The organism is Bacillus sp. 22446 (genome assembly GCF_052044955.1).
In the GTDB taxonomy this organism is placed as follows: Bacteria; Bacillota; Bacilli; order Bacillales; family Bacillaceae; genus Bacillus; species Bacillus altitudinis.
Genome location: NZ_JBQEOD010000001.1, coordinates 612,475 through 635,538 on the forward strand (window position 1 = coordinate 612,475; position 23,064 = coordinate 635,538).

Below are 23,064 nucleotides of genomic sequence, written 5' to 3' on the forward strand. Positions count from 1 at the left end.
GTCCTCCTGTCTATCCGTTCTTTATTCTGAGAGCCATTTCGCTGCATCTTTTGCATGATACGTAATGATTAATTCTGCGCCTGCACGTTTCATGCTAGTCAGCATTTCAAGAACAAGCTCTTTTTCAGAAATCCAGCCATTTTGAGCTGCTGCTTTCACCATTGCATACTCTCCGCTCACATTGTACGCAACAACAGGAAGTGTAAATTCATTTTTCACATCACGCATGATATCTAAGTATGAAAGTGACGGCTTCACGATCAGGAAGTCAGCGCCTTCTTCTACATCAGACTGCGCTTCTCTCAGTGCTTCTAAGCGGTTTGCAGGGTCCATTTGATACGTTTTACGATCTCCAAACTGCGGTGTGCTATGCGCCGCATCACGAAACGGACCGTAAAAAGCACTTGCATATTTCACAGCATATGACATCACAGGCACATGAACAAAGCCGGCCTCATCAAGCGCCTCACGAATTGCGATAACAAAGCCATCCATCATGTTTGATGGAGCAATGATATCTGCACCTGCACGAGCCTGACTGACAGCGGTTTTCGCTAAGAGCTGAAGAGATTCATCATTTAAAATTTCCCCATCTTCAACGATTCCGCAATGTCCGTGATCTGTATATTGGCATAAGCAAGTATCAGCAATGACCACAAGCTCTGGGAAATGCTTTTTGATTTCAAGCGTTGCTCTTTGAACAATCCCATGATCGTGATAAGCTTCACTGCCTACATGGTCTTTATGGTCTGGTACCCCAAAAACAATGATAGATTTAATCCCAAGGTCAACAAGCTCCTGAACTTCTTCTTTCACAAGATCAACTGAAATGTGATAGACACCCGGCATTGAAGGGACTTCTTTCCGGACATTCTCTCCCTCTACAAAAAAGATGGGATAAATGAAATCAGAGGGTCTTAAAAATGTTTCTCTCACCAATTCTCTCATTCCTGCGCTTGTACGCAATCTGCGGTGTCTGTTAAATTTCATCATTGGTTCAACTTCCTTTCAGATAAACGGCACATCAAATCAAGCATCCCGTCTATCGTATAAGTATCTGGGGTTTCAGAAGAAATCCCGTATTGAAGCAGTGCCTCTTGTGTAAGAGGACCGATGCTCACAAAACATGTGTCTGATGCAGCTAATCTATCGATATCAGCCTCCATGGCGTGCATAAAAGAATGAACAGTGGAGGAGCTTGTAAATGTAATAAAATCAAATGTTTGCTCCATCATTGCCGACTTGAGTGCGATAATTCCGTCCTCATCCTTCACTGTTTCATATATAATCCACTCTTTTACGTCAATGCCAAGCGGAACAAGGGTATTCTTTACCACATCTCGTGATAGGTGGCCTTTTGCTACAAAGACACATTCTTCTGGGTGTACATGTTCAATTAAAGCATCTGCCAGTTCTTCTGCTATAAAACGTTCTGGAACCACATCCACTTTTAAGCCGTGCTGCATCAGATAGGCAGATGTTTTTTCACCTACGGCCGCCACTTTCAAGTGGGATAAGCTTTGATGTAATTGATGCTTCTCTATATAACTGAGAAAAAAAGACGCACCATTTACACTTGTAAACACAAGCCAATGGCTTGCTTCTAAATCTTCTAAAAATGCCTTCGCTTTTTCTTTTGTCAGCGTTGGCTCAAACCTGATAAGAGAGGTTAAAACAGCATGGCCGTTCAGCGCTTCAATTTTCTGCTGAAACGCACCCGCTTGACGTTCATTTCGAGTGACAAGCACCGTCTGTCCGTAAAGCGATTTGGCTATCGTCATTGGGAAGACAGATCCTTTTTCACCTTGTCGATCAAATCCTTTGCTCCCTTATCAGCCATCTGCTTCGCACATGCTGTTCCAATTGCCTCAGGGTCAGTACCTGTTACGGTTTCTCGAATAATCGTATGCCCATCCGCAGATGCCACAAGACCTGTCAATTCAATTTCATCACGCTCATTCATCGTTGCGTAACCAGCGATCGGCACTTGACAGCTTCCATCCATTTGTTGAAGGAAAGCTCTTTCAGCAAGGACCGTTTTCTTTGTATACTCATTTGTGAATTGAGCTAACAGCTGTAATAGCTCTTCGTCATCTCCCCGGCATTCTATCGACAATGCGCCCTGCCCCACAGCAGGAAGGCAAGTATCAGGAGATAAAAATTCCGACACGACTTCTTGACTCCAGCCCATTCTAGACAATCCGGCAGCCGCTAGAATAATCGCATCATATTCTTCATTTTTCAGTTTTTCGAGTCTCGTATCAATGTTTCCACGGATCCATTTAATCTCAAGATCTGGTCTCTCCTGAAGAAGCTGGGCACTGCGCCGTAAGCTGCTCGTTCCCACAACCGCTCCCTTTGGCAGTTCATGAAGACGGAGATGATCCTTTGAAATCAATGCATCCCGCACATCTTCACGCTCAGGAATACAGCCGATGACTAAACCTTCCGGAAGAGAGGCCGGCATATCTTTCATGCTGTGTACCGCCATGTCAATGTCATGGTTCAGCATTGCCTGTTCAATCTCTTTAACAAACAGACCTTTTCCGCCAACCTTTGATAAGGTCACATCTAAAATTTGATCACCCTTTGTCACAATCTCTTTAATTTCAAAAGAATAAGAAGGGTTTAGTTCAGACAACTTTTGAATGACCCATTTTGTTTGTGTAATCGCAAGTTTGCTTCGTCTAGAACCTACTTTAATTGTACGCATTACGTCTTCCTCCCGACAATGCCCTTAAGACTCATCATTATTGAAACCAATGAAAGGTTGATAAGCTACCAAGCAGAAAATAATTGATCATCAGCACAAGAAATGAAGCGACATTCCATCGCGCCACGATTTTGCCCTGCATATTTCTCACCAGTCTAATGTATAAGTAAAAGCCGTATAAAAACAGCATAATAAACGAACCGAGCACCTTTGCATCTGTCCAGTACAACGTATCATACGAAATATATGCCCATATAATGCCAAGAATTAAACTAAGCAAGAGCATCGGCACGCCAATAATATTTAAGACATACGCCATATGATCAAGCTTTGATAAGTCTTCAATTCTCAAAAGCCATTTTCCCCATTTTTTCTTTTTCAGCAAACGATATTGAAATAGGTAGAGTAGTGAAAAAGCAAATGAAAGTGAAAAAGCGCCGTATGATAAAATGGCCATCGTAATATGAATGACGAGCAGCTCACTCGTCAGCTTTCCCGTCAGTTCGGCAGAATGAAGATCAGATGGTGTAAAGGTGTGAATCGCCATCATGGAAAAACCAATCACATTTGTAAAAAAGACAATAAATTCAACGCGTAATACTTTTGTCAAAACAAGTGACAATGTCACAAGCACCCACGTATAAAAATATAACCCCTCTGCTACATTCAACACAGGGAATCGGTCTGTTTCCATCATAATATAAAACATGTAGACTGTTTGCAGCAGCCAGACAATAGAAAGCAACCAGAAAGCCATTTTTCCAGCCTTCCGGTTGTGTTGAAGAAAATCTATGAAATAGAACAAGACGCTGAGTGCATAGATCAAGGTCGTCGCTTCACCTAGTCTCGCTACAATGGATTCCATCATCGCCTAATCACTCACTGGCAACTGTAGCAAGGCCTTGTGCCATATTTGTTTTAAACAGCTGAAACGCCCCTTGCTCCACCTGCATCGGCTCTGCCTTTTGCTCTTCATCTTCAACCTGTAAATCAAAGATTTCTTTAAAGAGTAAAAGTTTTTCCTCTGCATTCGGCTCCCCGGCAATTTCTTTGGCCTTTAAGATAGGATCTTTCAGCATTTGATTGATGATGCTTTTCGTATGTTTATTTAACAGCTTCATTTCACGATTTGTGAGGTTTGGAAGCTTTCGTTCGATGCTTTGCATCGTATCCGCTTGAATCGAGAGTGCTTTTTCTCTTAAAGCAGAAATCACCGGAACCACTCCGAGTGTATTAAGCCATTGCTTAAATTCCACAATTTCAGCTTCGATGAGAAGCTCCACCTCTTCAGCTACTGCACGTCGCTCTTTCAGGTTAGCTGCCACAATGCCCTCAAGGTCATCAATGTCATACAAAAAAGCACCTTCTACTTCAGAAATAGCTGGATCTAAATCACGTGGTACTGCAATATCCACCATGAATAGAGGTCTGCCTTTTCTCTGTTTGTTCGCTTTTTCGACCATTTCTTTTGTAATCACAAATTGTTTAGCCCCAGTAGAGCTAATTAAAATATCTGCTTCAGATAATGTCTTTTCTAATTGATTCAAGCTCTTAGGCTCTCCTGAAAAACGGCCGGCCAGTTCTTTGGCCTTTTCAAACGTTCGATTGATGACTGTTACCTGGCCAATCCCTTGACCTTGAAGGTTTTGAGCCGCCAGCTCGCCCATTTTACCCGCACCAAGAATAAGGACATGTTTATCAGAAAGACGTCCAAAGATTTTTTTGGCAAGTTCCACTGCCGCATAGCTGACAGATACAGCATTAGACGCAATATCTGTTTCCGCATGAGAGCGCTTCGCAACTGTTACCGCCTGCTTAAACAAATAATTGAAAACGGTACCAATGGTCTTCTCCTCTTGAGCGACTTTAAAGCTTGAGCGCACTTGACCGAGTATTTGTGTTTCACCAATGACCATAGAATCAAGTCCACAGGCAACCCGGAATAAATGCTCAACCGCTCCATCATTTTCATAAAACTTCAAATATGGAGAGACATCTTCTTTTTCTAAACCGAACCAATCTGCTAAAAATCTTTTTATATAAAACCGACCAGTATGAAGCTGATCTACAACTGCGTAGATCTCTGTTCGATTACATGTTGAGATGACGATATTCTCTAGAATGCTTTTTTCTTCTTTAAGCTTGGACATCGCTGTTCCGAGCTCGCTCGGTTCAAAGCTCAGCTGTTCCCGTATCTCAACAGGGGCTGTTTTATAATCTAAACCCACAACAAGAATATGCATAACTTCAGCTTGCACCCCCAACGCCCTGTCTAATTTATAATAATTACAATATAGAATTTATTATTTATAATGATTATAACATATATTCATTTTTAACTGGATAAAAATTGTGAACAGATTTCAAAAATGTTGTGATATAGTAGAAAAATGTTCGACATCGAATGCCATATCATCACTTCAAGCAATTTACCAGATTTGGCGCGTGCGGACAAATGATCTGCTTATAAGAAGGTGACATCTTTGAAGAAGAAATCTATTTTGCTGCCGCTCACTTTGCTGGCTGTAGCACTATATGCCATTCTCTCAGGAGATCAATTTGACATTTGGAAAGATCAGGAGAAATGGTATACACTTGTACTGCTTTTTGGCCTTGCTTTCTTATATCAAGGAAAGAAGGAACAGGAAACCTCTCATGTGTTTATCGGTATGCTCATGACAGGCCTTGCGCTACACTTTATCCTTCAGCCGAAATTAGAACACTGGCCAGATACATTTACGATGATTGTGTTCATCGTCGGCCTCGCACTTTTGATGAAATCATCACAGAAAAAGGAATATCGAATAGAAAGTGTTGTTCTCATTGCACTCGGTCTATTCCTTTATTTCTTTCAACAAATTACGAAGCAACTTAGCACACTTTCGATCCCTACTTCCGGTTTTGAATTGTACTGGCCATATGTATTGATTGCCGTCAGTCTCCTCTTATTATTTTTAAAAAGGAAATAACTTATACAATAAAAAGGCATCTGCATTGTGCAGATGCCTTAGAATGTTGATAAATGGCTAAAATGAACTTGATTTTAGCCATTTGTCTTCTTTTCAGCGTGATAGAAAACCTTTGCAGTCTAGGAAGGACGAGTACTGGTGCGGAGCGAATATGTCATTCGTGAGCACCAGCACGCAGGACTGACAACGAATGCGAGGGTTTGTCTTCACGCTGAGGCATCTGCTATGTGCAGATGCCTTTCTTTTAACTGTTAATCTTCGCAAGGATCGCATTCCAGGCTTCATCTTTTCCCTTTTTTGTTTCAGAAGAGAAAAGGATTAATTCATCTGATGGGTCGATGTCGAGTGTCTGTTTGACGACTTTCGCATGCTTTTCCCATTTGCCTTTTGGAATTTTATCGGCCTTTGTCGCAATAATGATCACAGGAACTCCATAGTATTTAAGGAATTCATACATGTTCACATCATCTGCGGATGGCTTATGACGCAGATCCACAATTTGGACGACTGCTTTTAACTCTTCACGCATTGTAATATACGTTTCGATCATTCTCCCCCATGCTTCGCGCTCTGTTTTTGATACTTTTGCAAAGCCATAACCTGGGACGTCCACAAAATGGAGCATATCATTAATAATGTAAAAATTAAGCGTCTGGGTCTTTCCTGGTTTAGAAGACGTACGCGCTAAATTTTTCCGATTAATCAATGAGTTAATGAACGAGGACTTTCCAACATTTGATCGTCCAGCAAGTGCGATCTCAGGCAGTCCCCCGCTCGGGTACTGCTCTGGTTTCACCGCACTAATGACGATATCTGATTTTGTTACTTTCATCTTCCCTCTCCTACTAACGCTTTCTCAAGCACCTCATCTAAATGTGAAACCGGAATAAAAGTTAATCCTTCTCTCACACTTTCAGGAATATCATCAATATCCTTCTCATTGTCCTTTGGAAGAATAATCGTTTTCAGTCCTGCACGATGTGCGCCTAATGCTTTTTCTTTTAATCCGCCAATCGGAAGCACTCTTCCTCTTAACGTAATTTCTCCTGTCATGCCAACCTCTTTTGAAACAGGACGTCCTGTGAGTGCTGATACAAGAGCCGTCGCAATGGTAATACCAGCTGATGGCCCGTCCTTTGGAACCGCACCCTCTGGAACATGGATGTGAATATCGTGCTTTTCATTAAATTGAGGGTCAATGTTCAGTTCATCTGCTTTTGAACGAACATAACTGAATGCCGCCTGCGCAGATTCTCTCATGACATCACCGAGCTTACCTGTTAGCAAAAGCTTGCCTTTACCCGGTGAGAGTGAGACCTCGATGGACAAGGTGTCTCCGCCAACTGTGGTATATGCAAGGCCTGTGACAACGCCGACCTGATCTGTCGTTTCCGCCTGACCATAACGGTAAAGTCTTTTTCCGAGGAATTCAGATAAATTCTTTTCCGTCACTGTAATGCGTTTGCGGTCTTCAGCCACAATTGCTCTTGCCGCTTTTCGGCAAATCGCCGCAAGCTGACGCTCTAACCCGCGGACTCCTGCTTCTCTCGTGTAATAGCGAATCATATCGTAAATCGCTGCTTCACGAAGCTGCAAGTTCCCTTTCTTTAATCCGTGCTCCTTTAGCTGCTTCGGCAGAAGGTGATCTTTCACAATTTCTGCTTTTTCAACTTCCGTATACCCTGCAATCGTGATAATCTCCATTCTATCACGAAGTGGACCTGGAATGGTTGCTAAATTGTTGGCAGTTGCGATAAATAAGACTTGAGATAAATCAAATGTCTCTTCAATATAATGATCGCTAAAGTTATGATTTTGCTCTGGATCTAACACTTCAAGCATCGCAGAAGACGGATCTCCCCTAAAGTCAGAAGACATTTTATCAATTTCATCTAAAAGAAAGACCGGATTCATTGTGCCCGCCTTGCTCATCCCGCGAATGATACGGCCAGGCATCGCACCTACATAAGTTCTTCGATGACCACGGATCTCAGATTCATCACGTACACCGCCAAGAGAGATACGGATAAACTTTCGATCGAGTGATTTGGCAATGGATTTAGCAAGTGACGTCTTCCCTACCCCAGGAGGTCCTGCTAAGCAAAGAATCGGTCCCTTTAATGAATTTGTCAGTTTCTGAACAGCAAGATATTCGAGTACCCGCTCTTTTACTTTTTCAAGCCCGTGGTGCTCGTCATCTAAAATTTCGCTTGCAAGCTTTAAATCTAGACGATCTTCTGTATAAGTGCCCCACGGCAGATTGATCAGCCAATCAATATAATTGCGAATGACAGAACTCTCAGCAGAGCTTGAAGGGATTTTTTCATAACGGTTCAGTTCTTTTAAAGCCGTTTCACGAACAGAATCTGGCATACCGGACTCTTCAATTTTAGCCATGAGCGTACTGACTTCGCCTGTTTTTCCCTCTTTGTCTCCAAGCTCTTTTTGAATAGCTTTCATTTGTTCGCGCAAATAATATTCTTTTTGCGTTCGCTCCATTGAACGTTTGACACGCTGGCCAATTTTCTTTTCAATCTCTAGCACTTCTTTTTCATTGTGAATGAGACTGATGACCCGATTCAATCGTTTTTTGACATCGACTGTTTCCAGCACTTCTTGCTTGTCTTTTAATTTCAAAGGAAGGTGGGAAGCGACGATATCCGCCATTCTTCCAGGTTCTTCAATATCCGTCACCGTTGCATATGTTTCAGCTGAGATTTTTTTTGAAATTTTTATGTACTGATCAAAGTGATCTAACAAAGTGCGCATGAGTGCTTCTGCTTCTGCGTCCTTTAATTCTTCTTCTGTCAACTCTTTAATATCGACTGACGTATAGTCTTCTAGCTCCATGTAGGATTCGATCTGCGCTCGATTTAAGCCTTCGACGAGCACACGGATCGTTCCATTTGGCAGCTTCAGCATTTGTTTAATTTTTGTGTAGGTGCCGACTTTGAAAATTTCCTCTTCACCTGGTTCATCTATTGAAATTTCCCGCTGTGTTGCTAGAAAAATCATATGATCGTTCATCATGGCCTGTTCTAATGCTTGAACAGACTTTTCGCGCCCAACGTCCAAATGCAAGACCATTGTTGGATAAACAAGCAAGCCTCGCAGCGGAAGGAGCGGAACATTCTTTTTGATTTCATCTGCCATGTTGATAGACACCTCCGTCACTAGTATGAATCATTATAATATACCTGTTTCAGTCTTGTACAATGTAAAAGACTTGAGAAATGATGATCTTACCGTAGTATACCCTTTCTTTTTATCTTGAAAAAGAAAAAAAGATCTATTTCACTAAAAAATCCCCATATGAGATGGGGATTAAACAGATTTCCTTTTCATTTCTTCTTCTAGTCCATCTTTCTTCTCATCTGGCGGATTGACCAAACACTGATCCAGCACTTCTTGGAAATGCTTCACAGGCACAATCGTAACCCCTTCAATCTCTTTTAAGATCGACTGCTGATTGTCATAAGGGATGATCACTGTTTTGACACCCGCTTGTTTGGCTGCCTTGATTTTTGGTATGACACCGCCGATCGGCTTCACCTGACCTTGTAATCCAATCTCACCGGTCATCGCCGTTAAATGATCAATCGGAATTTGATGAATGGCTGAGAAAATGGCTGTGGCCATCGCAATTCCAGCAGACGGCCCATCAATCGGGGCACCAGCCGGAAAATTAATGTGGATATCATATTCATTTGTTCGTATGCCTAAGTTTCGAAGCACGGTTAAGACATTTTCAACTGAGCCCTTCGCCATACTTTTCCGTCTGATCGATTTCGACTGATTGCCGATGCTTTCTTCTTCCGCAATACCAGTAATATTGATACTGCCTTTTTCAAGCGCTTTACAAATGTTCACTTCAATTTCAAGCAGAGCCCCGCTGTTCGGTCCATACACGGCAAGACCATTTACTACTCCTACCTTTGGCTTTTCCGGTACTTTTTGTTCATATCTTGGTGTCAGCTGGCTTGAATGAATGACCCATTCTACATCGGCGATCGTAATATCTTTTCGGTTTTCAGTGACAGCCATACCTGCGGCAATCTGTACCATGTTGACCGCTTCACGTCCATTTTTCACATAGGATGTTAACAGGTTCAGTCCTTCGTCACTTAATTCCTTCTGTATTTTCTCGACTGCTTTAGCTGCAACAATTTTCAGCTCATGCTGATCCAAATCCTTGAAGAAAATCTCCAAACATCTTGATCGAATAGCCGGCGGAATTTCGTCCGGTGTTCTTGTCGTGGCGCCAATCAGTCGAAAATCAGCGGGCAACCCATTTTGAAAAATATCATGGATGTGATTCGGGATCTGCGTATTTTCTTCACTGTAATAAGCACTATCTAAAAACACTTTTCGATCTTCTAGCACTTTGAGCATTTTGTTCATTTGAATCGGATGCAGTTCTCCAATTTCATCGATAAAAAGAACGCCCCCATGAGCATGTGTGACGGCTCCTTGTTTCGGCTGCGGAATGCCTGCCTGTCCCATGGCCCCTGCTCCTTGATAAATGGGATCATGCACGGAACCAATCAAGGGGTCTGCGATGCCTCGTTCATCAAATCTTGCCGTTGTGGCATCAAGCTCAACAAATACTGCATCTTTTTTAAATGGTGAATCAGCGTGACGCTTCGCCTCTTCCATCACTAGACGGGCAGCAGCTGTTTTTCCAACACCAGGCGGCCCGTAGACGATGACATGTTGCGGGTTCGGTCCACACAGGGCAGCTTTAAGTGCACGTATACCGTCTTCCTGCCCTACAATATCTTGAAACCCCTTTGGCCGGACTCTCTCTGATAAAGGTTCACTCAGTTTAATGGATCGCATCTTTCTGAGTGCTTCCATTTCTTTCTTTGATTCTTTATCGATCGTCACCTTTTGTGTGCGCTGATTTTTCAGTAAGTTCCAAAAGTACAACCCGATGACGATACCAAAGAACAGTTGTATGAATAATACGATTCCTGTCCAGCTCAATCGGTGCTCCCTCCTTCATCTATCGTTATGTATTGGTTTCTGTCTGCTAGTATTTCCTAGAGCTGGACGGAATAAACACAACTTCCACGATAAATAAAAAACTCCTGAATCAAAAGATTCAGGAGTCATCAAATGGGCTTATGCTGATGTTTTTGTATCTTTATTCACGACTGTACCGTCTTTTAAGACAAGACGTGGCGGCTCACCATCAGCAACCGTTGCACCAGTAATGACACATTTCTCAATATCATCACGAGATGGAAGATCAAACATCACATCAAGCATGATGCCTTCAATGATGGAGCGAAGACCACGAGCTCCTGTTTTACGCTCAATTGCTTTTTTCGCAATTTCGCTAAGAGCATCTTCTTCAAACTCAAGCTCAACATCATCAAGCTCAAGCATTTTTGTATATTGCTTCACGAGCGCATTTTTAGGCTTCGTCAAGATTTCTACAAGTGCTTTTTCATCTAACGGCTCTAGGCTTGCAATAACCGGAAGACGACCGATGAATTCTGGGATTAAACCGAAGCGAAGTAAGTCTTCTGGCAGAACTTTTGATAGAAGGACTTCTTTTTCAAGATCTTCAATTTTATTTTCCGCACCGAATCCAATGACTTTTTGACCTAGGCGGCGTTTGATGATTTGCTCAATGCCGTCAAAGGCTCCACCACAAATGAAGAGGATATTTGTTGTATCAATCTGAATGAATTCTTGATGAGGATGCTTACGTCCACCTTGAGGCGGTACACTAGCGACTGTTCCTTCAAGAATTTTCAAAAGGGCTTGCTGTACACCTTCCCCAGATACATCACGAGTGATAGAAGGGTTTTCTGATTTTCTTGCTACTTTATCGATCTCATCGATGTAGATAATGCCTTTTTCAGCTTTTTCTACATCATAATCTGCTGCTTGGATCAGCTTTAGTAAAATATTCTCTACGTCTTCCCCAACGTAACCTGCTTCTGTTAAAGACGTCGCATCGGCAATCGCAAATGGAACATTTAAAATACGTGCAAGTGTTTGAGCAAGTAATGTTTTACCGCTTCCTGTAGGTCCAATCATAGAAATGTTACTTTTCGAAAGCTCAACATCATCAATCTTACTGTTGGAATTAATCCGCTTGTAATGGTTATAAACCGCTACAGCTAAGGATTTCTTCGCATTCTCTTGTCCGATGACATATTCATCAAGAATTTCCCGGATTTCATGAGGTTTCGGAACATCCTTGAATTCAACTTCTTCCTCAGTACCGAGCTCTTCTTCAACTATTTCCGTGCAAAGCTCGATACATTCATCACATATATATACGCCAGGTCCTGCGACCAGTTTACGCACTTGATCTTGCGTTTTTCCGCAAAACGAGCATTTTAATTGACCTTTTTCCTCGTTGAATTTAAACATTCTTTCACCCCTTATTCTTCTTCACTTGCCTGTAGCTAACAGTCAGCTACCCTTCTGGGTCCAGTATGTATGCATTTTACCATACTTTCCTAAAAGACGGTAATGATGTGTTTGTAACACTGCACATTGAGATATGTATGACAGAAAGATGCGACTTACACTATCGTTTCCAAAAGAAGCGATGATAAGTCAAAAATTGTACAAAACAAGGCACGAGTCACTCGCGCCCTGTTTTATTATTATGCACCATATTAACGGTTTTCTACAAGAAAATCAATTGCTTTACGAACTTTTAAATCTTCTTTCATTGCTTCAGTAGAACCGATCGCTTGTTTGATATTTTCAACTGGCATGTTGTATGCTTCAGCCATTTTTGAAAGTTCTTCTTCCACTTCTTCATCAGACACTTGTAGGTCTTCTGCAGCAGCAATTGCTTCAAGAGTAAGATTAGATTTTACGCGTTTAGCAGCATCTTCTTTCATTTGCTCTTTTAGCGCATCTTCATCTTGTCCAGAGAACTGGAAGTAAAGCTCAAGGTTCATCCCTTGCATTTGAAGACGTTGTTCGAATTCTTTCATCATGCGGTCTAACTCAGTGTCAACCATCGCTTGAGGAACGTCAACTTCCGCATTTTCAGAAGCTTTTGCTACTAACTCTTCACGAAGTTTGCCTTCTGCTTCGTTTTCTTTTGCTTCTTCAAGACGTTTCTTCGTTTTTTCAGTTAATTCAGCAATCGTTTCAACTTCTTCATCAACATCTTTAGCGAACTCATCGTCAAGTGCTGGAAGTTCTTTTGCTTTAATTTCATGAATTTTCACTTTGAATACAGCTGGTTTACCCGCAAGGTCTTCAGCATGATATTCTTCTGGGAATGTCACTTCAACGTCTTTTTCTGCACCTGCTTCAAGACCAACCAATTGCTCTTCGAAACCAGGGATGAATGAACCAGAACCTACTTCAAGAGAGTAGTTCTCAGCTTTTCCGCCTTCGAATGCTTCTCCATCAACGAATCCTTCGAAATCTAGAACAACTGTATCGCCGTTTTCGATTGCGCCTTCTTCTTTGACAACAAGCTCAGCTTGACGGTTTTGCATAGCTTTTAACTCTTCTTGGACATCTTCATCAGATACAGATGTGTCGTCTTTTTCTACGTTAAGACCTTTGTAGTCACCAAGATTTACTTCTGGCTTCACTGTTACTTTTGCAGTGAAGATTAAGCTTTCGCCTTTTTCGATTTTCTCAACATCGATTTCAGGGCGGTCAACCGGCTCGATACCAGCTTCGTCGATTGCTTTCGGATATTCAACTGGAAGAAGAATATCTAGTGCATCTTGATAAAGAGATTCTACTCCAAAACGCTGCTCGAAAAGACCACGTGGTACTTTCCCTTTACGGAATCCAGGGATTGATACTTGCTTAACTACTTTCTTAAATGCATCATCAAGTGCTTTGTTAAATGTTTCAGCGTCAACTTCTACTGTTAAGACACCTTCGTTACCTTCTTGTTTTTCCCATTTTACTGACATGTGTGTTTCCCTCCAAAAATCTATTCAGATTGTGCGTTGTTACATTCTAAAGCATCATAAAGACTTCGTCCAATCAAAAACCACGCACTCCGCTAAAGAAGCGGTCTTATGTATACAACATTTGACTTGATTATACATAACGTCTTTCAACCGTTGGAATCTTACAACCGCACGATATATGCACAAATACAACCATTATATTATAACATAACAAGTCCGTCTTTCAACTAAATCGACAAATTACAAATAAGAAATTTCTTCAATATCTTTCAGCATTGTACAAGCTTCTCTCAGCTCTCGTTCGTTAAAATCATACAATAAATGCAATTCTTCGAGGTCAATCTCGATTCCATGCATTTCATAGCCGACTTTATGAAGTGCCGCAGCCCAAAGATTCGGATCCGTATATTTAGGAAGAAATGGATATAGCACAAATAAGTGCCGGCGCCATAACTCTTCAACCCCTTGGTAAAGGGTTGGGTTCTCATTGCCGAGAGTGTCATCGAGCTTTCGAAGGACTTGCTGAAGCAGTGGCATTTGCTCTGGCTTGACAGCCTCAGAAGGAACAAGCGTTAAAGAATCACCGAACTTCGTCACATGAACCGGCTTTGCCACATCATGATCTGACAGAAGTTGCAGGATCAATGATTTGACCAAAGGGTTTCCATCAGGCTTTTGTAGAATCGTATTTAATAGACCCATATGTGGCGTGATGTTTCGGTCTTTCAGCGAATGGATGAACTGCACCTGCTCTTCTGGCCGCTCGAGCATTTCATCTATATTGATTTCTCCGCTGCCTTCCTCGTCTTCGTCTAAAATCTCTTCTGGTGATTCAATCATCTTTCTGCTAAATTCAAGCAGTTTATAAAAATGCTCCGCGCTTTCTGCTGGAAGGTGATTTTCTTCAAGGACAGCCTCAATTGTTTGTTTGACTTCCTCGTACTCTTTCAGCTGAATTAAGATGGTCATATACACTTGAAGCACAGTGAAATAGTGTCCATATCCTTCATGTAGCATCTTTTCACATACTCGCTTTGCATCCTGCAGCTCACCAAGCTCTAGAAAACAAATCGCCATACCGAGATGAATATCGGATTCTTCATCGTCATCATACGATTTCGCTTCTGAAAATAAGTGAAGCGCCTCTTGATACTGTTTATCTTTTAATGCTGCCATTCCTTTTTCAATCAGTCTTTCTTTCAGACCAGGAAACAAAATGACATTATCTTTCTTCTTGTCATGTTTCATGCTTACGTTCCTTTCGGGCGCATATTTTTTATCAGTTTACCAACGAAGGTTAGTAAACACAAGTAACGAGAGGTTTTCATGCAAAAAAGAAGCCGTCACACCACGGGGACGGCTTCTCGTTGTTTATGCACGCAGCCAGCTGCTACGTTTCTCTTCAAATGCCTGAATCTCATCTTCTAGTAACAATGTTAATGAAATCTCATCATAGCCATTCAGGAGCATTTCTCTCCAGTGTGGATCTACATCGAAAGGAGTAACATTCCCTTCATGGTCTTGAATCTGTTGTTTTTCCAGATCAACTGTCATTTCATATCCTTTGTTTTCATATGATGCAGCAAACGTTTTCCACACATCATAATCAAGGCGGATCGGAAGCATCCCGTTTTTAAAACAGTTTTGATGAAAAATATCGGCGAAAGATGGGGCAATGACAATTTTGAAGCCATAATCATCAAGTGCCCAAGGCGCATGTTCCCTTGATGATCCGCAGCCAAAGTTTTCGCCTGCGATCAAAATAGAGGCTCCTTCATAAATCGGCTGATTGAGTTCAAAATCTGGATTCGGACTGCCATCTGCTAAATATCGCCAGTCAAAAAAGGCAAATCGGCCATATCCTGTTCGTTCGATTCTTTTCAAAAACTGTTTCGGAATGATTTGATCTGTATCTACATTAATACGGTTAAGCACAGCGGCTTTTCCTTTATGAGTGACTAAAGGCTCCATCTATGACACAACTCCTTACACGACTGTTTTCTCTTGATTAAACTTCCTGACATCGACAAATCGGCCATGTATGGCAGCCATTGCAGCCATTGCCGGGCTGACAAGATGCGTTCTTGCACCCTTCCCTTGACGTCCCTCAAAGTTACGGTTTGATGTAGATGCACAGCGTTCACCTTCTGGCACCACATCGTTATTCATGCTGAGGCACATACTACAGCCAGATTCTCTCCATTCAAATCCTGCTTCTAGGAAAATTTCATGAAGACCTTCTTCTTCTGCTTGAAGTTTGACACTTTGTGAGCCAGGAACCACAATCGCTCTGACATGATCGGCTACTTTTTGGCCTTCAATCATAGAAGCGGCTTGGCGTAAATCAGTCATTCTTGAGTTCGTACATGAGCCAATAAACACATGCTCAATCGTAATATCTTCAATACGCTGATGCGGGTGAACCCCCATGTATTCATAAGCACGCTTTGCTTCTTTTTGATCATCTTCTTGTGCAAAATCTTCAGGTCCTGGAATTGCTGCATCCACAGGGAGCACCATTCCTGGGTTAATTCCCCACGTGACCATTGGTGAAATATGATTTCCATCTAAAACAATGGTTTTATCATAGGTCGCACCCGGATCTGTTCTTAGTTCTTTCCATTCTTTGATCGCTGCTTCAAAATCTTCACCCTGCGGTGCGTATTTGCGTCCGCGGCAATATTCAAAGGTCACTTCATCAGGTGCGATCAATCCTGCTCTTGCGCCTGCTTCAATTGACATATTACAAACGGTCATCCGCTCATCCATTGACATGTTTCTGAATACTTCCCCAGTGTATTCAATGACATAACCTGAACCGAACTTCACGCCATGTGCGCCAATGACTGCTAAAATGACATCTTTGGCTGTTACCCCTTTTTGAAGCGTTCCGTCTACTCTAATTTCTAGTGTCTTCGGACGCTGCTGCCAAAGTGTTTGTGTGGAAAGCACATGCTCAACCTCACTTGTGCCAATCCCAAAGGCAAGTGCACCAAATGCGCCATGAGTAGATGTATGACTATCTCCACACACGATTGTTTTCCCCGGAAGTGTTAAACCAAGCTCTGGTCCAACGACATGAACGATTCCTTGGTCTACACTGTGAAGGTCAGCTAGACGGACCCCGAATTCAGCACAGTTGCGCTCTAGAGCACTCACTTGCTTCTTCGCAATCTCATCTTTGATCACAAATCGATTCACAGTCGGAATGTTGTGATCCATCGTCGCAAATGTGTTTTGTGGTCTTCGCACCTTGCGCCCTTTTTGTCTTAATCCTTCAAATGCTTGAGGTGACGTCACCTCATGCACCAAGTGCAGATCAATATATAAAAGGTCTGGTTTTCCCTCGCCATTTTTGACAACATGCTGATCCCATATTTTTTCGATGATTGTTCGAGGCATAACCCTTTTTCCTCCCTCTACCTAATTCAACAAGATTTCTATTTATACAATTGATTTCGTACGTTGTTTGAGTGCATCTACAACGGCTTTCGTGATATCATCAGTCGTTTCATACGTTCCCTCTTTTGATGCTAGGTCCTTTGTACGTTTGCCAGAGGCAAGAACGGCTTCCACAGCTGCTTCAATTGCAGCCGCTTCTTCTTCTAAAGCAAAGGATGTTCTAAGCAAGCTGGCTGCTGACAATATAGTAGCCAGAGGGTTTGCGACATTTTGCCCCGCAATATCGGGTGCTGAACCATGAATCGGCTCATATAAATGAAGGCCGGTGCTTGATAAACTAGCAGATGGCAGCATGCCGAGTGAGCCAGTAATCATAGATGCTTCGTCACTTAAAATGTCACCAAACATATTCTCTGTCACGATGACATCAAATTGAGCGGGCTTATAAATCAGCTGCATCGCGGCATTATCGACGAGCATGTGCTCATATGCGACATCTGGATATTGGGATGCAACTTCTTCTACAGCATCCCGCCATAGTTTACTCGAAGCGAGAACATTTGCTTTATCCACAGACGTTACTTTTTTCCGTCTCGTTAATGCCATGTCGAACGCTTCTTTTAATACACGAACAATCTCTTCCTTTGTATAAAGAAGTGTATCAACCGCAGCTTCTTTTCCTTCATCATCCGTGTAGCGCTCACTTGGTTCGCCAAAGTAGAGGCCTCCAGTTAATTCACGAACGATGACGAAATCTACTCCGCTAATGTGATCTTGTTTTAACGGTGAAGCCTCACTCAAGCTATCAAATACTTTGACAGGGCGGATGTTCGCAAATAAGTCCAGCTGCTTGCGAATGGAGAGCAAGCCTTTTTCTGGGCGAAGTTCTGGCGGGTTTTGATCCCACTTTGGTCCGCCAACGGCTCCTAATAAAATCGCATCTGCGCTTTTGCACACTTCTACTGTTTCTTTAGGGAGCGGATTGTTTTTTTCATCTATCGCTATACCGCCAATGAGAGCTGTTTCAAATTCAAATTCGTGTTGAAATTGAGCCGCTGTCTCTTTCAGGACAGCGACGGCTGATGTGACGACTTCCGGTCCGATTCCATCGCCGGGCAAAAGTGCAATTTTCTTTTTCATGAGTCCCTTCCTCCTTTCTTATGAGATGGCGTGATGTTTCTCAATTTCTATTAGGTTTGATTTAAAGATTAAATGTCTATTCACTGCATTGACGTAAGCTTTAGCCGATGCTTCCAGCACATCTTGCGCTACACCGCGTCCTGCTGTTTCTTTTCCTTCTATTGAAACAGTGACATATACTTCCGCTAGTGCGTCTCTGCCTTTTCCATTGGATTGAATACGATAATCTAGCAAATGAATTCTTTCCTCCATACAGCGCTCAAGCGTGTTGTACACAGCTTCTACACTGCCTGCACCTGTAGCTGCTTCTTGAATGACTTCCTGCGTTTCTTGATTTTTAAGAGAGACTGTCGCTGTCGGCATTTGCTCTGTCCCATAATGAACTTGAAGACTTTCAAATTCATAGCCGATTTTACGGTCTGCTACTTTTTCTTCTAATATAATAGAGATCAAATCATCATCTGTGATCTCTTTCTTCTTCTCTGTTAAGTTCTTAAAAGTTTCGAAGAACTTATTGATTTCTTCTTCAGTCAATTTAAAGCCAAGTGTTTTTAAGCGGTCTTTAAATGCGTGTCTTCCGGAGTGTTTACCAAGGACAAGCACATCTGTTGTGACGCCTACAAGCTCTGGAGAGATAATTTCATAGGTTGTTTTTTCTTTGAGGAATCCATCTTGGTGAATACCTGATTCATGGGCAAATGCATTGTTTCCAACGACTGCTTTATTACGCGGTACAATCATACCTGAGTATTTGCTCACTACATCACTTGTGCGCTTAATTTCATTCAACTGAATGGTTGATTCGACTTGGTAAAAGTCTTTGCGAATATGAAGGGCAACTGCTATTTCTTCTAAAGCAGCATTCCCTGCGCGCTCTCCAATACCGTTGACAGCTGTTTCAATTTGATCTGCTCCATTTTCAATGGCAGCAAGTGAGTTCGCTACAGCCATTCCTAAATCATCATGACAGTGTGCTGACAAGATGACTTGATCGATATTTGGAACGTGTTCCTTCATATATTTAAAGATATTTCCGTACTCTTTTGGTGCTAGGTATCCAACAGTATCAGGCAAGTTAATGACACTTGCGCCTGCGTCGATCACTTTTTCTACAATTTCTGCTAGGAAAGAAAGATCTGTCCGGCATGCATCTTCTGCTGACCACTGAACAACTGGGAAGCGCTCTTTCGCGTATTTCACCATTGAAACAGCTTGTTCAACCACTTCTTCACGTGTTTTCTTTAGTTTATGCTTGAGGTGAATGTCAGAAGTCGCAATAAAGACGTGTATTCTTGGTTGAGCTCCATCTTTTAATGCGTCCCATGCAGCATCAATGTCACCTTTCACACATCGTGCAAGTCCTGCAACTGAACAGTTCTTAATCGTTCTTGCAATTTCTTGTACGCCTAAGAAATCCCCTCGGGATGAAGCGGGAAAACCCGCTTCAATGATATTAACCCCAAGGCGCTCAAGCTGCTTAGCAATGATTAGCTTTTCTTGTGCATTTAAGTTCACTCCTGGTGATTGCTCTCCATCTCGAAGTGTTGTGTCAAAAAAATTAATTTTTCGCACCGACGCTCACCGCTTCCTTTTTCTTTCCTTGTTTAACGAAAGGCATCATTTCACGAAGCTTTCTTCCGACGATTTCAATTTGGTGCTCATTTTCATTTGCATTGATCGCATTGAAACGTGGACGATTCACTTGGTTTTCAACAATCCATTCTTTCGCGAATGTTCCGTTTTGGATGTCAGTCAAGACTGCTTTCATTGATTCTTTTACTTTTGCATCCACAACGCGTGGTCCTGATACGAAGTCACCCCATTGCGCTGTATCAGAGATTGAATATCTCATACCTTCTAATCCTTCTTCATACATAAGGTCAACGATCAATTTCAGTTCATGCAGACACTCGAAGTATGCAAGCTCTGGCTGATAACCAGCTTCTGTTAATGTTTCAAAACCTGCTTTAACTAATGAAGTAAGACCTCCACAAAGAACTGCCTGCTCACCGAATAGATCCGTTTCTGTTTCTTCTTTAAATGTTGTTTCAAGAACGCCCGCTCTTGCTCCGCCGATTGCTTTTGCATAAGCCAGTGCTTTGTCTTTCGCTTGACCTGATACATCTTGATAGATAGCAAATAGTGCAGGTACACCAGCGCCTTGCTCATATGTTCTTCTTACAAGATGTCCTGGACCTTTTGGAGCCACAAGATACACATCTACGTCACTTGGAGGAACAATTTGATGGAAGTGAACGTTGAATCCGTGTGCGAATACAAGTGAATTACCTGCTTCTAATTGATCTTTGATTTCTTCATCATATACTTTCTTTTGCTGCTCATCTGGAAGTAATACCATGACGACATCTGCTTGTGCTGCTGCTTCTTTTACTGTGAATACTTGATGGCCGTCTTCTTGTGCTTTTGTATAAGATCCGCCTTTTCTCACACCGACAATCACATCTACGCCGCTCTCTTTTAAGTTCAATGCATGTGCATGACCTTGTGATCCGTAACCAATGATAGCTACCTTTTGACCATTTAATACGTTTTCTTGAATATCACCGTTATAATATACTTTTACCATTTGACTCTCTCCTTTTGTTTAGACAATTGAAATTGTTTTATTTGTTTGCGGCTTTTGCTGATTATCTCTCGCAAAGGCCGTGGTGCCAGTTCTGGCGACTTCTTTAATGCCGTATGGCTTAAGTAATTCAATGAGTGCTTCAATTTTTGAAGACTCACCTGTCACCTGAATGACGACACTCTCTCTGCTCACATCTACAATAGAAGCTCTAAAAGGTTCAATGACCCCTGTGATTTCCATTCTAGATGCTGGTGCAGATACGACTTTTATCAAAGCCAGCTCTCGCTGAACGATTGATTGGTTTGTAATATCCGTTACTTTGAGGACATCGATTTGTTTGTTCAGCTGTTTTGTCAGCTGTTCGATGTCTTTCTCCTGGTCTACATGGACGACGAACGTGATGCGTGATACATCTTGAATCTCAGAATGGCCGACCGTAATGCTTTCAATATTGTAGTGTCTTTTAGTAAAAAGGCCTGTGATTCTGTTCAGTACGCCTGATCGATTTAATACAGTCAACACAATAATTCTTTTCAAGGTTTCACCCCCACCATCTCATGAAGTCCTTTCCCCGGTGCTACCATCGGGAATACTTTCTCATCTCTCGCTACATTGACATCGATGAAAACAGGCTCTCTAGAGGTTAAGGCTTCTTCGAGTTTTTCTTGCGCCTCTTCGTCTGATGAGATTCTGATCCCTTTAATGCCATAAGCTTCAGATAATTTCACGAAGTCTGGCTGCTCTGAAAATTTTGAATGTGAGTAGCGTTCTTCGTAAAAAATTTCTTGCCATTGTCTTACCATTCCAAGACTGTGATTATTGAGAACAATCACTTTCACCGGAAGGTTCAGCTCACGGATAACGGCAAGTTCTTGCAGGGTCATTTGGAAACCTCCGTCTCCTAAAATCGCCACAACCGTTGCCTCTTGATCAGCTAGCTGCGCGCCAATCGCTGCCGGTAAACCAAATCCCATTGTGCCAAGCCCACCAGATGTCACCCATTTATCGGCATTTTCAAATGGATAGAACTGTGCAGCCCACATTTGGTGCTGCCCAACATCGGTTGCCACAATGGCTTCACCTTTTGTAAATTGATGAATGTATTCGATCAGCTTTTGAGGCTTAAAGCCTTCAGCTTCGTTTTCGACATACCAGAGTGGATATTCTTCCTTCCACTGATTTAGCTGGCTCTTCCACTCGTCTGATTCACCTTGTTTCCCGTCCTGCTTGATCAGTTCTTGAAGCACTAGCTTACTATCACCAACAACCGGGATATGAGTGTGAATGTTTTTACCAATTTCCGCTGGGTCGATGTCAATATGAGCCACCTTCGCATGCTTTGCAAAATGATTGAGGTTGCCGGTTACCCTGTCATCAAATCTCGCTCCGATTGAAATGAGTAAGTCACATTGATGTAGTGCCATGTTCGCTGCGTATGTGCCGTGCATACCCGCCATTCCTAGGAAAAGAGGATGCTTTGCCGGGAATCCACCAAGCCCAAGCAATGTATGAGCGACAGGGATTTGCTGCTGCTCTACATATTGCCTTAATTCTTCCGACGCTTTGCCATGAAGAACGCCAGCTCCTGCTAGAATAACTGGTTTCTTTGCTCTACTTACAGCTTCTACTAACTTGCGAATTTGCAAATAATTCGGCTCAATTTTCGGCTGATAACCAGGCAAATCGATTGGCTGATCGTATTCAAATGTTCCTTCAATACCAGCGACATCTTTTGGAATATCAATCAAGACTGGACCAGGTCTGCCGGTTGTTGCGATGTGAAATGCCTCTTTAATGACACCCGGTAACTCTTCTGGACGTCTCACTTGATAGCTGTGTTTTGTGATTGGCATTGTGATACCAAGTACATCTGCTTCTTGGAAAGCATCTGATCCAATGACTGAGGTTGCCACCTGTCCAGTGAAGATAACCATAGGTAGTGAATCAATCATCGCATCCGCAATTCCTGTGACTAGGTTTGTTGCCCCCGGTCCTGATGTGGCAATGACAACGCCTGGTTTACCAGATACTCTTGCGTATCCCTCCGCTGCGTGAATCGCTCCTTGCTCATGTCTTGGCAGGACATGAAATAAACCAGAATCGTAAATTTTATCGTAGATCGGTAAAACGGCTCCGCCAGGATAACCAAAAATGACTTCTACTTTTTCTCTTTTGAGTGCTTCAATTAACATGAGTGCACCGTTCATCGTTTGTGGTGCATTTGATTTTTCCGTCTCCATTTGTACATTTGTCCCCATTTGATTTCCTCCTCTTTGTCTTGCTTCAGTCAAGTCCTTTCACCCTTTTCCATTCAAGATAGAGATATGAGACCATATA

General features: G+C 42.3%; 19 protein-coding genes. 1 reads left to right on the top strand and 18 read right to left on the bottom strand.

Features of this window, described 5'->3' with window-relative positions:
• Positions 1–21: 21 nt before the first annotated feature.
• The 5 genes from hemB to hemA are packed head-to-tail and all read right to left on the bottom strand — an operon-like array spanning position 22 to position 4,956.
• Positions 22–993, bottom strand: a complete 972-nt coding sequence (gene hemB / locus ACTJJD_RS03310) for a porphobilinogen synthase (protein ID WP_007501555.1) — start codon at positions 991–993, stop codon at positions 22–24.
• Positions 990–1,781 (bottom strand): uroporphyrinogen-III synthase, encoded by a 792-nt coding sequence (locus ACTJJD_RS03315; RefSeq protein ID WP_217967937.1) that lies wholly within the window; start codon positions 1,779–1,781, stop codon positions 990–992. The genes hemB and ACTJJD_RS03315 overlap by 4 nt, the downstream gene beginning before the upstream one ends.
• Positions 1,778–2,713 (bottom strand): hydroxymethylbilane synthase, encoded by a 936-nt coding sequence (gene hemC, locus ACTJJD_RS03320; protein WP_024718409.1) that lies wholly within the window; start codon positions 2,711–2,713, stop codon positions 1,778–1,780. The genes ACTJJD_RS03315 and hemC overlap by 4 nt, the downstream gene beginning before the upstream one ends.
• A 37-nt stretch (positions 2,714–2,750) precedes the next feature.
• Entirely contained in the window at positions 2,751–3,581 is an 831-nt protein-coding gene (locus ACTJJD_RS03325; RefSeq protein ID WP_007501558.1) for a cytochrome c biogenesis protein, read from the bottom strand.
• A gap of 7 nt (positions 3,582–3,588) precedes the next feature.
• Positions 3,589–4,956, bottom strand: a complete 1,368-nt coding sequence (hemA, locus tag ACTJJD_RS03330) for a glutamyl-tRNA reductase (RefSeq protein ID WP_024718410.1) — start codon at positions 4,954–4,956, stop codon at positions 3,589–3,591.
• A 240-nt stretch (positions 4,957–5,196) separates the two neighbouring features.
• Here hemA and ACTJJD_RS03335 point away from each other — a divergent pair, with 240 nt between their 5' ends.
• Entirely contained in the window at positions 5,197–5,682 is a 486-nt protein-coding gene (locus tag ACTJJD_RS03335; RefSeq protein WP_024718411.1) for a hypothetical protein, read from the top strand.
• 244 nt (positions 5,683–5,926) lie between these two features.
• On the opposite strand, the gene yihA is transcribed toward ACTJJD_RS03335, so the two are convergent.
• From yihA to ilvB, 13 genes are all read right to left on the bottom strand, one after another.
• Complete coding sequence (gene yihA, locus ACTJJD_RS03340; protein WP_007501562.1) at positions 5,927–6,514, bottom strand: ribosome biogenesis GTP-binding protein YihA/YsxC; 588 nt, start codon at positions 6,512–6,514, stop codon at positions 5,927–5,929.
• Complete coding sequence (gene lon, locus ACTJJD_RS03345; RefSeq protein ID WP_096881697.1) at positions 6,511–8,835, bottom strand: endopeptidase La; 2,325 nt, start codon at positions 8,833–8,835, stop codon at positions 6,511–6,513. The genes yihA and lon overlap by 4 nt, the downstream gene beginning before the upstream one ends.
• A 171-nt stretch (positions 8,836–9,006) precedes the next feature.
• Entirely contained in the window at positions 9,007–10,668 is a 1,662-nt protein-coding gene (gene lonB, locus ACTJJD_RS03350) for an ATP-dependent protease LonB (RefSeq protein WP_007501566.1), read from the bottom strand.
• Between the two features lie 138 nt (positions 10,669–10,806).
• Positions 10,807–12,072 carry an ATP-dependent protease ATP-binding subunit ClpX gene (gene clpX, locus ACTJJD_RS03355; RefSeq protein WP_007501568.1) on the bottom strand — a complete coding sequence of 422 codons (1,266 nt, stop codon included), beginning with the start codon at positions 12,070–12,072 and terminating at the stop codon, positions 10,807–10,809.
• Positions 12,073–12,323: 251 nt separating this feature from the next.
• Positions 12,324–13,598 (bottom strand): trigger factor, encoded by a 1,275-nt coding sequence (gene tig / locus ACTJJD_RS03360; RefSeq protein ID WP_440608105.1) that lies wholly within the window; start codon positions 13,596–13,598, stop codon positions 12,324–12,326.
• 240 nt (positions 13,599–13,838) lie between these two features.
• Positions 13,839–14,846 (bottom strand): DNA damage checkpoint antagonist DdcA, encoded by a 1,008-nt coding sequence (gene ddcA, locus ACTJJD_RS03365; protein ID WP_008342841.1) that lies wholly within the window; start codon positions 14,844–14,846, stop codon positions 13,839–13,841.
• 123 nt (positions 14,847–14,969) lie between these two features.
• Complete coding sequence (gene leuD, locus ACTJJD_RS03370) at positions 14,970–15,569, bottom strand: 3-isopropylmalate dehydratase small subunit (RefSeq protein WP_008342843.1); 600 nt, start codon at positions 15,567–15,569, stop codon at positions 14,970–14,972.
• A 15-nt stretch (positions 15,570–15,584) separates the two neighbouring features.
• Positions 15,585–17,000 carry a 3-isopropylmalate dehydratase large subunit gene (gene leuC / locus ACTJJD_RS03375; RefSeq protein WP_007501575.1) on the bottom strand — a complete coding sequence of 472 codons (1,416 nt, stop codon included), beginning with the start codon at positions 16,998–17,000 and terminating at the stop codon, positions 15,585–15,587.
• Positions 17,001–17,042: 42 nt separating this feature from the next.
• Positions 17,043–18,140 (bottom strand): 3-isopropylmalate dehydrogenase, encoded by a 1,098-nt coding sequence (leuB, locus tag ACTJJD_RS03380; RefSeq protein ID WP_046344144.1) that lies wholly within the window; start codon positions 18,138–18,140, stop codon positions 17,043–17,045.
• An 18-nt stretch (positions 18,141–18,158) separates the two neighbouring features.
• Positions 18,159–19,712 (bottom strand): 2-isopropylmalate synthase, encoded by a 1,554-nt coding sequence (locus ACTJJD_RS03385; protein WP_008342850.1) that lies wholly within the window; start codon positions 19,710–19,712, stop codon positions 18,159–18,161.
• Positions 19,699–20,727 carry a ketol-acid reductoisomerase gene (gene ilvC / locus ACTJJD_RS03390; RefSeq protein ID WP_007501581.1) on the bottom strand — a complete coding sequence of 343 codons (1,029 nt, stop codon included), beginning with the start codon at positions 20,725–20,727 and terminating at the stop codon, positions 19,699–19,701. Before ilvC ends, ACTJJD_RS03385 begins: the two co-directional genes overlap by 14 nt.
• A gap of 18 nt (positions 20,728–20,745) precedes the next feature.
• Positions 20,746–21,264 (bottom strand): acetolactate synthase small subunit, encoded by a 519-nt coding sequence (ilvN, locus tag ACTJJD_RS03395; RefSeq protein ID WP_007501584.1) that lies wholly within the window; start codon positions 21,262–21,264, stop codon positions 20,746–20,748.
• Positions 21,261–22,985, bottom strand: coding sequence for an acetolactate synthase large subunit (gene ilvB / locus ACTJJD_RS03400; RefSeq protein ID WP_008342854.1), 1,725 nt, complete (start codon positions 22,983–22,985; stop codon positions 21,261–21,263). The genes ilvN and ilvB overlap by 4 nt, the downstream gene beginning before the upstream one ends.
• Positions 22,986–23,064 lie beyond the last annotated feature (79 nt).

Coding starts and splice junctions, on each gene's coding strand:
- hemB (WP_007501555.1), bottom strand. CDS start 993: ATGATGAAATTTAACAGACACCGCAGATTGCGTACAAGCGCAGGAATG.
- ACTJJD_RS03315 (WP_217967937.1), bottom strand. CDS start 1,781: ATGACGATAGCCAAATCGCTTTACGGACAGACGGTGCTTGTCACTCGA.
- hemC (WP_024718409.1), bottom strand. CDS start 2,713: ATGCGTACAATTAAAGTAGGTTCTAGACGAAGCAAACTTGCGATTACA.
- ACTJJD_RS03325 (WP_007501558.1), bottom strand. CDS start 3,581: ATGATGGAATCCATTGTAGCGAGACTAGGTGAAGCGACGACCTTGATC.
- hemA (WP_024718410.1), bottom strand. CDS start 4,956: ATGCATATTCTTGTTGTGGGTTTAGATTATAAAACAGCCCCTGTTGAG.
- yihA (WP_007501562.1), bottom strand. CDS start 6,514: ATGAAAGTAACAAAATCAGATATCGTCATTAGTGCGGTGAAACCAGAG.
- lon (WP_096881697.1), bottom strand. CDS start 8,835: ATGGCAGATGAAATCAAAAAGAATGTTCCGCTCCTTCCGCTGCGAGGC.
- clpX (WP_007501568.1), bottom strand. CDS start 12,072: ATGTTTAAATTCAACGAGGAAAAAGGTCAATTAAAATGCTCGTTTTGC.
- tig (WP_440608105.1), bottom strand. CDS start 13,598: ATGTCAGTAAAATGGGAAAAACAAGAAGGTAACGAAGGTGTCTTAACA.
- ddcA (WP_008342841.1), bottom strand. CDS start 14,846: ATGAAACATGACAAGAAGAAAGATAATGTCATTTTGTTTCCTGGTCTG.
- leuD (WP_008342843.1), bottom strand. CDS start 15,569: ATGGAGCCTTTAGTCACTCATAAAGGAAAAGCCGCTGTGCTTAACCGT.
- leuC (WP_007501575.1), bottom strand. CDS start 17,000: ATGCCTCGAACAATCATCGAAAAAATATGGGATCAGCATGTTGTCAAA.
- leuB (WP_046344144.1), bottom strand. CDS start 18,140: ATGAAAAAGAAAATTGCACTTTTGCCCGGCGATGGAATCGGACCGGAA.
- ilvC (WP_007501581.1), bottom strand. CDS start 20,727: ATGGTAAAAGTATATTATAACGGTGATATTCAAGAAAACGTATTAAAT.
- ilvB (WP_008342854.1), bottom strand. CDS start 22,985: ATGGGGACAAATGTACAAATGGAGACGGAAAAATCAAATGCACCACAA.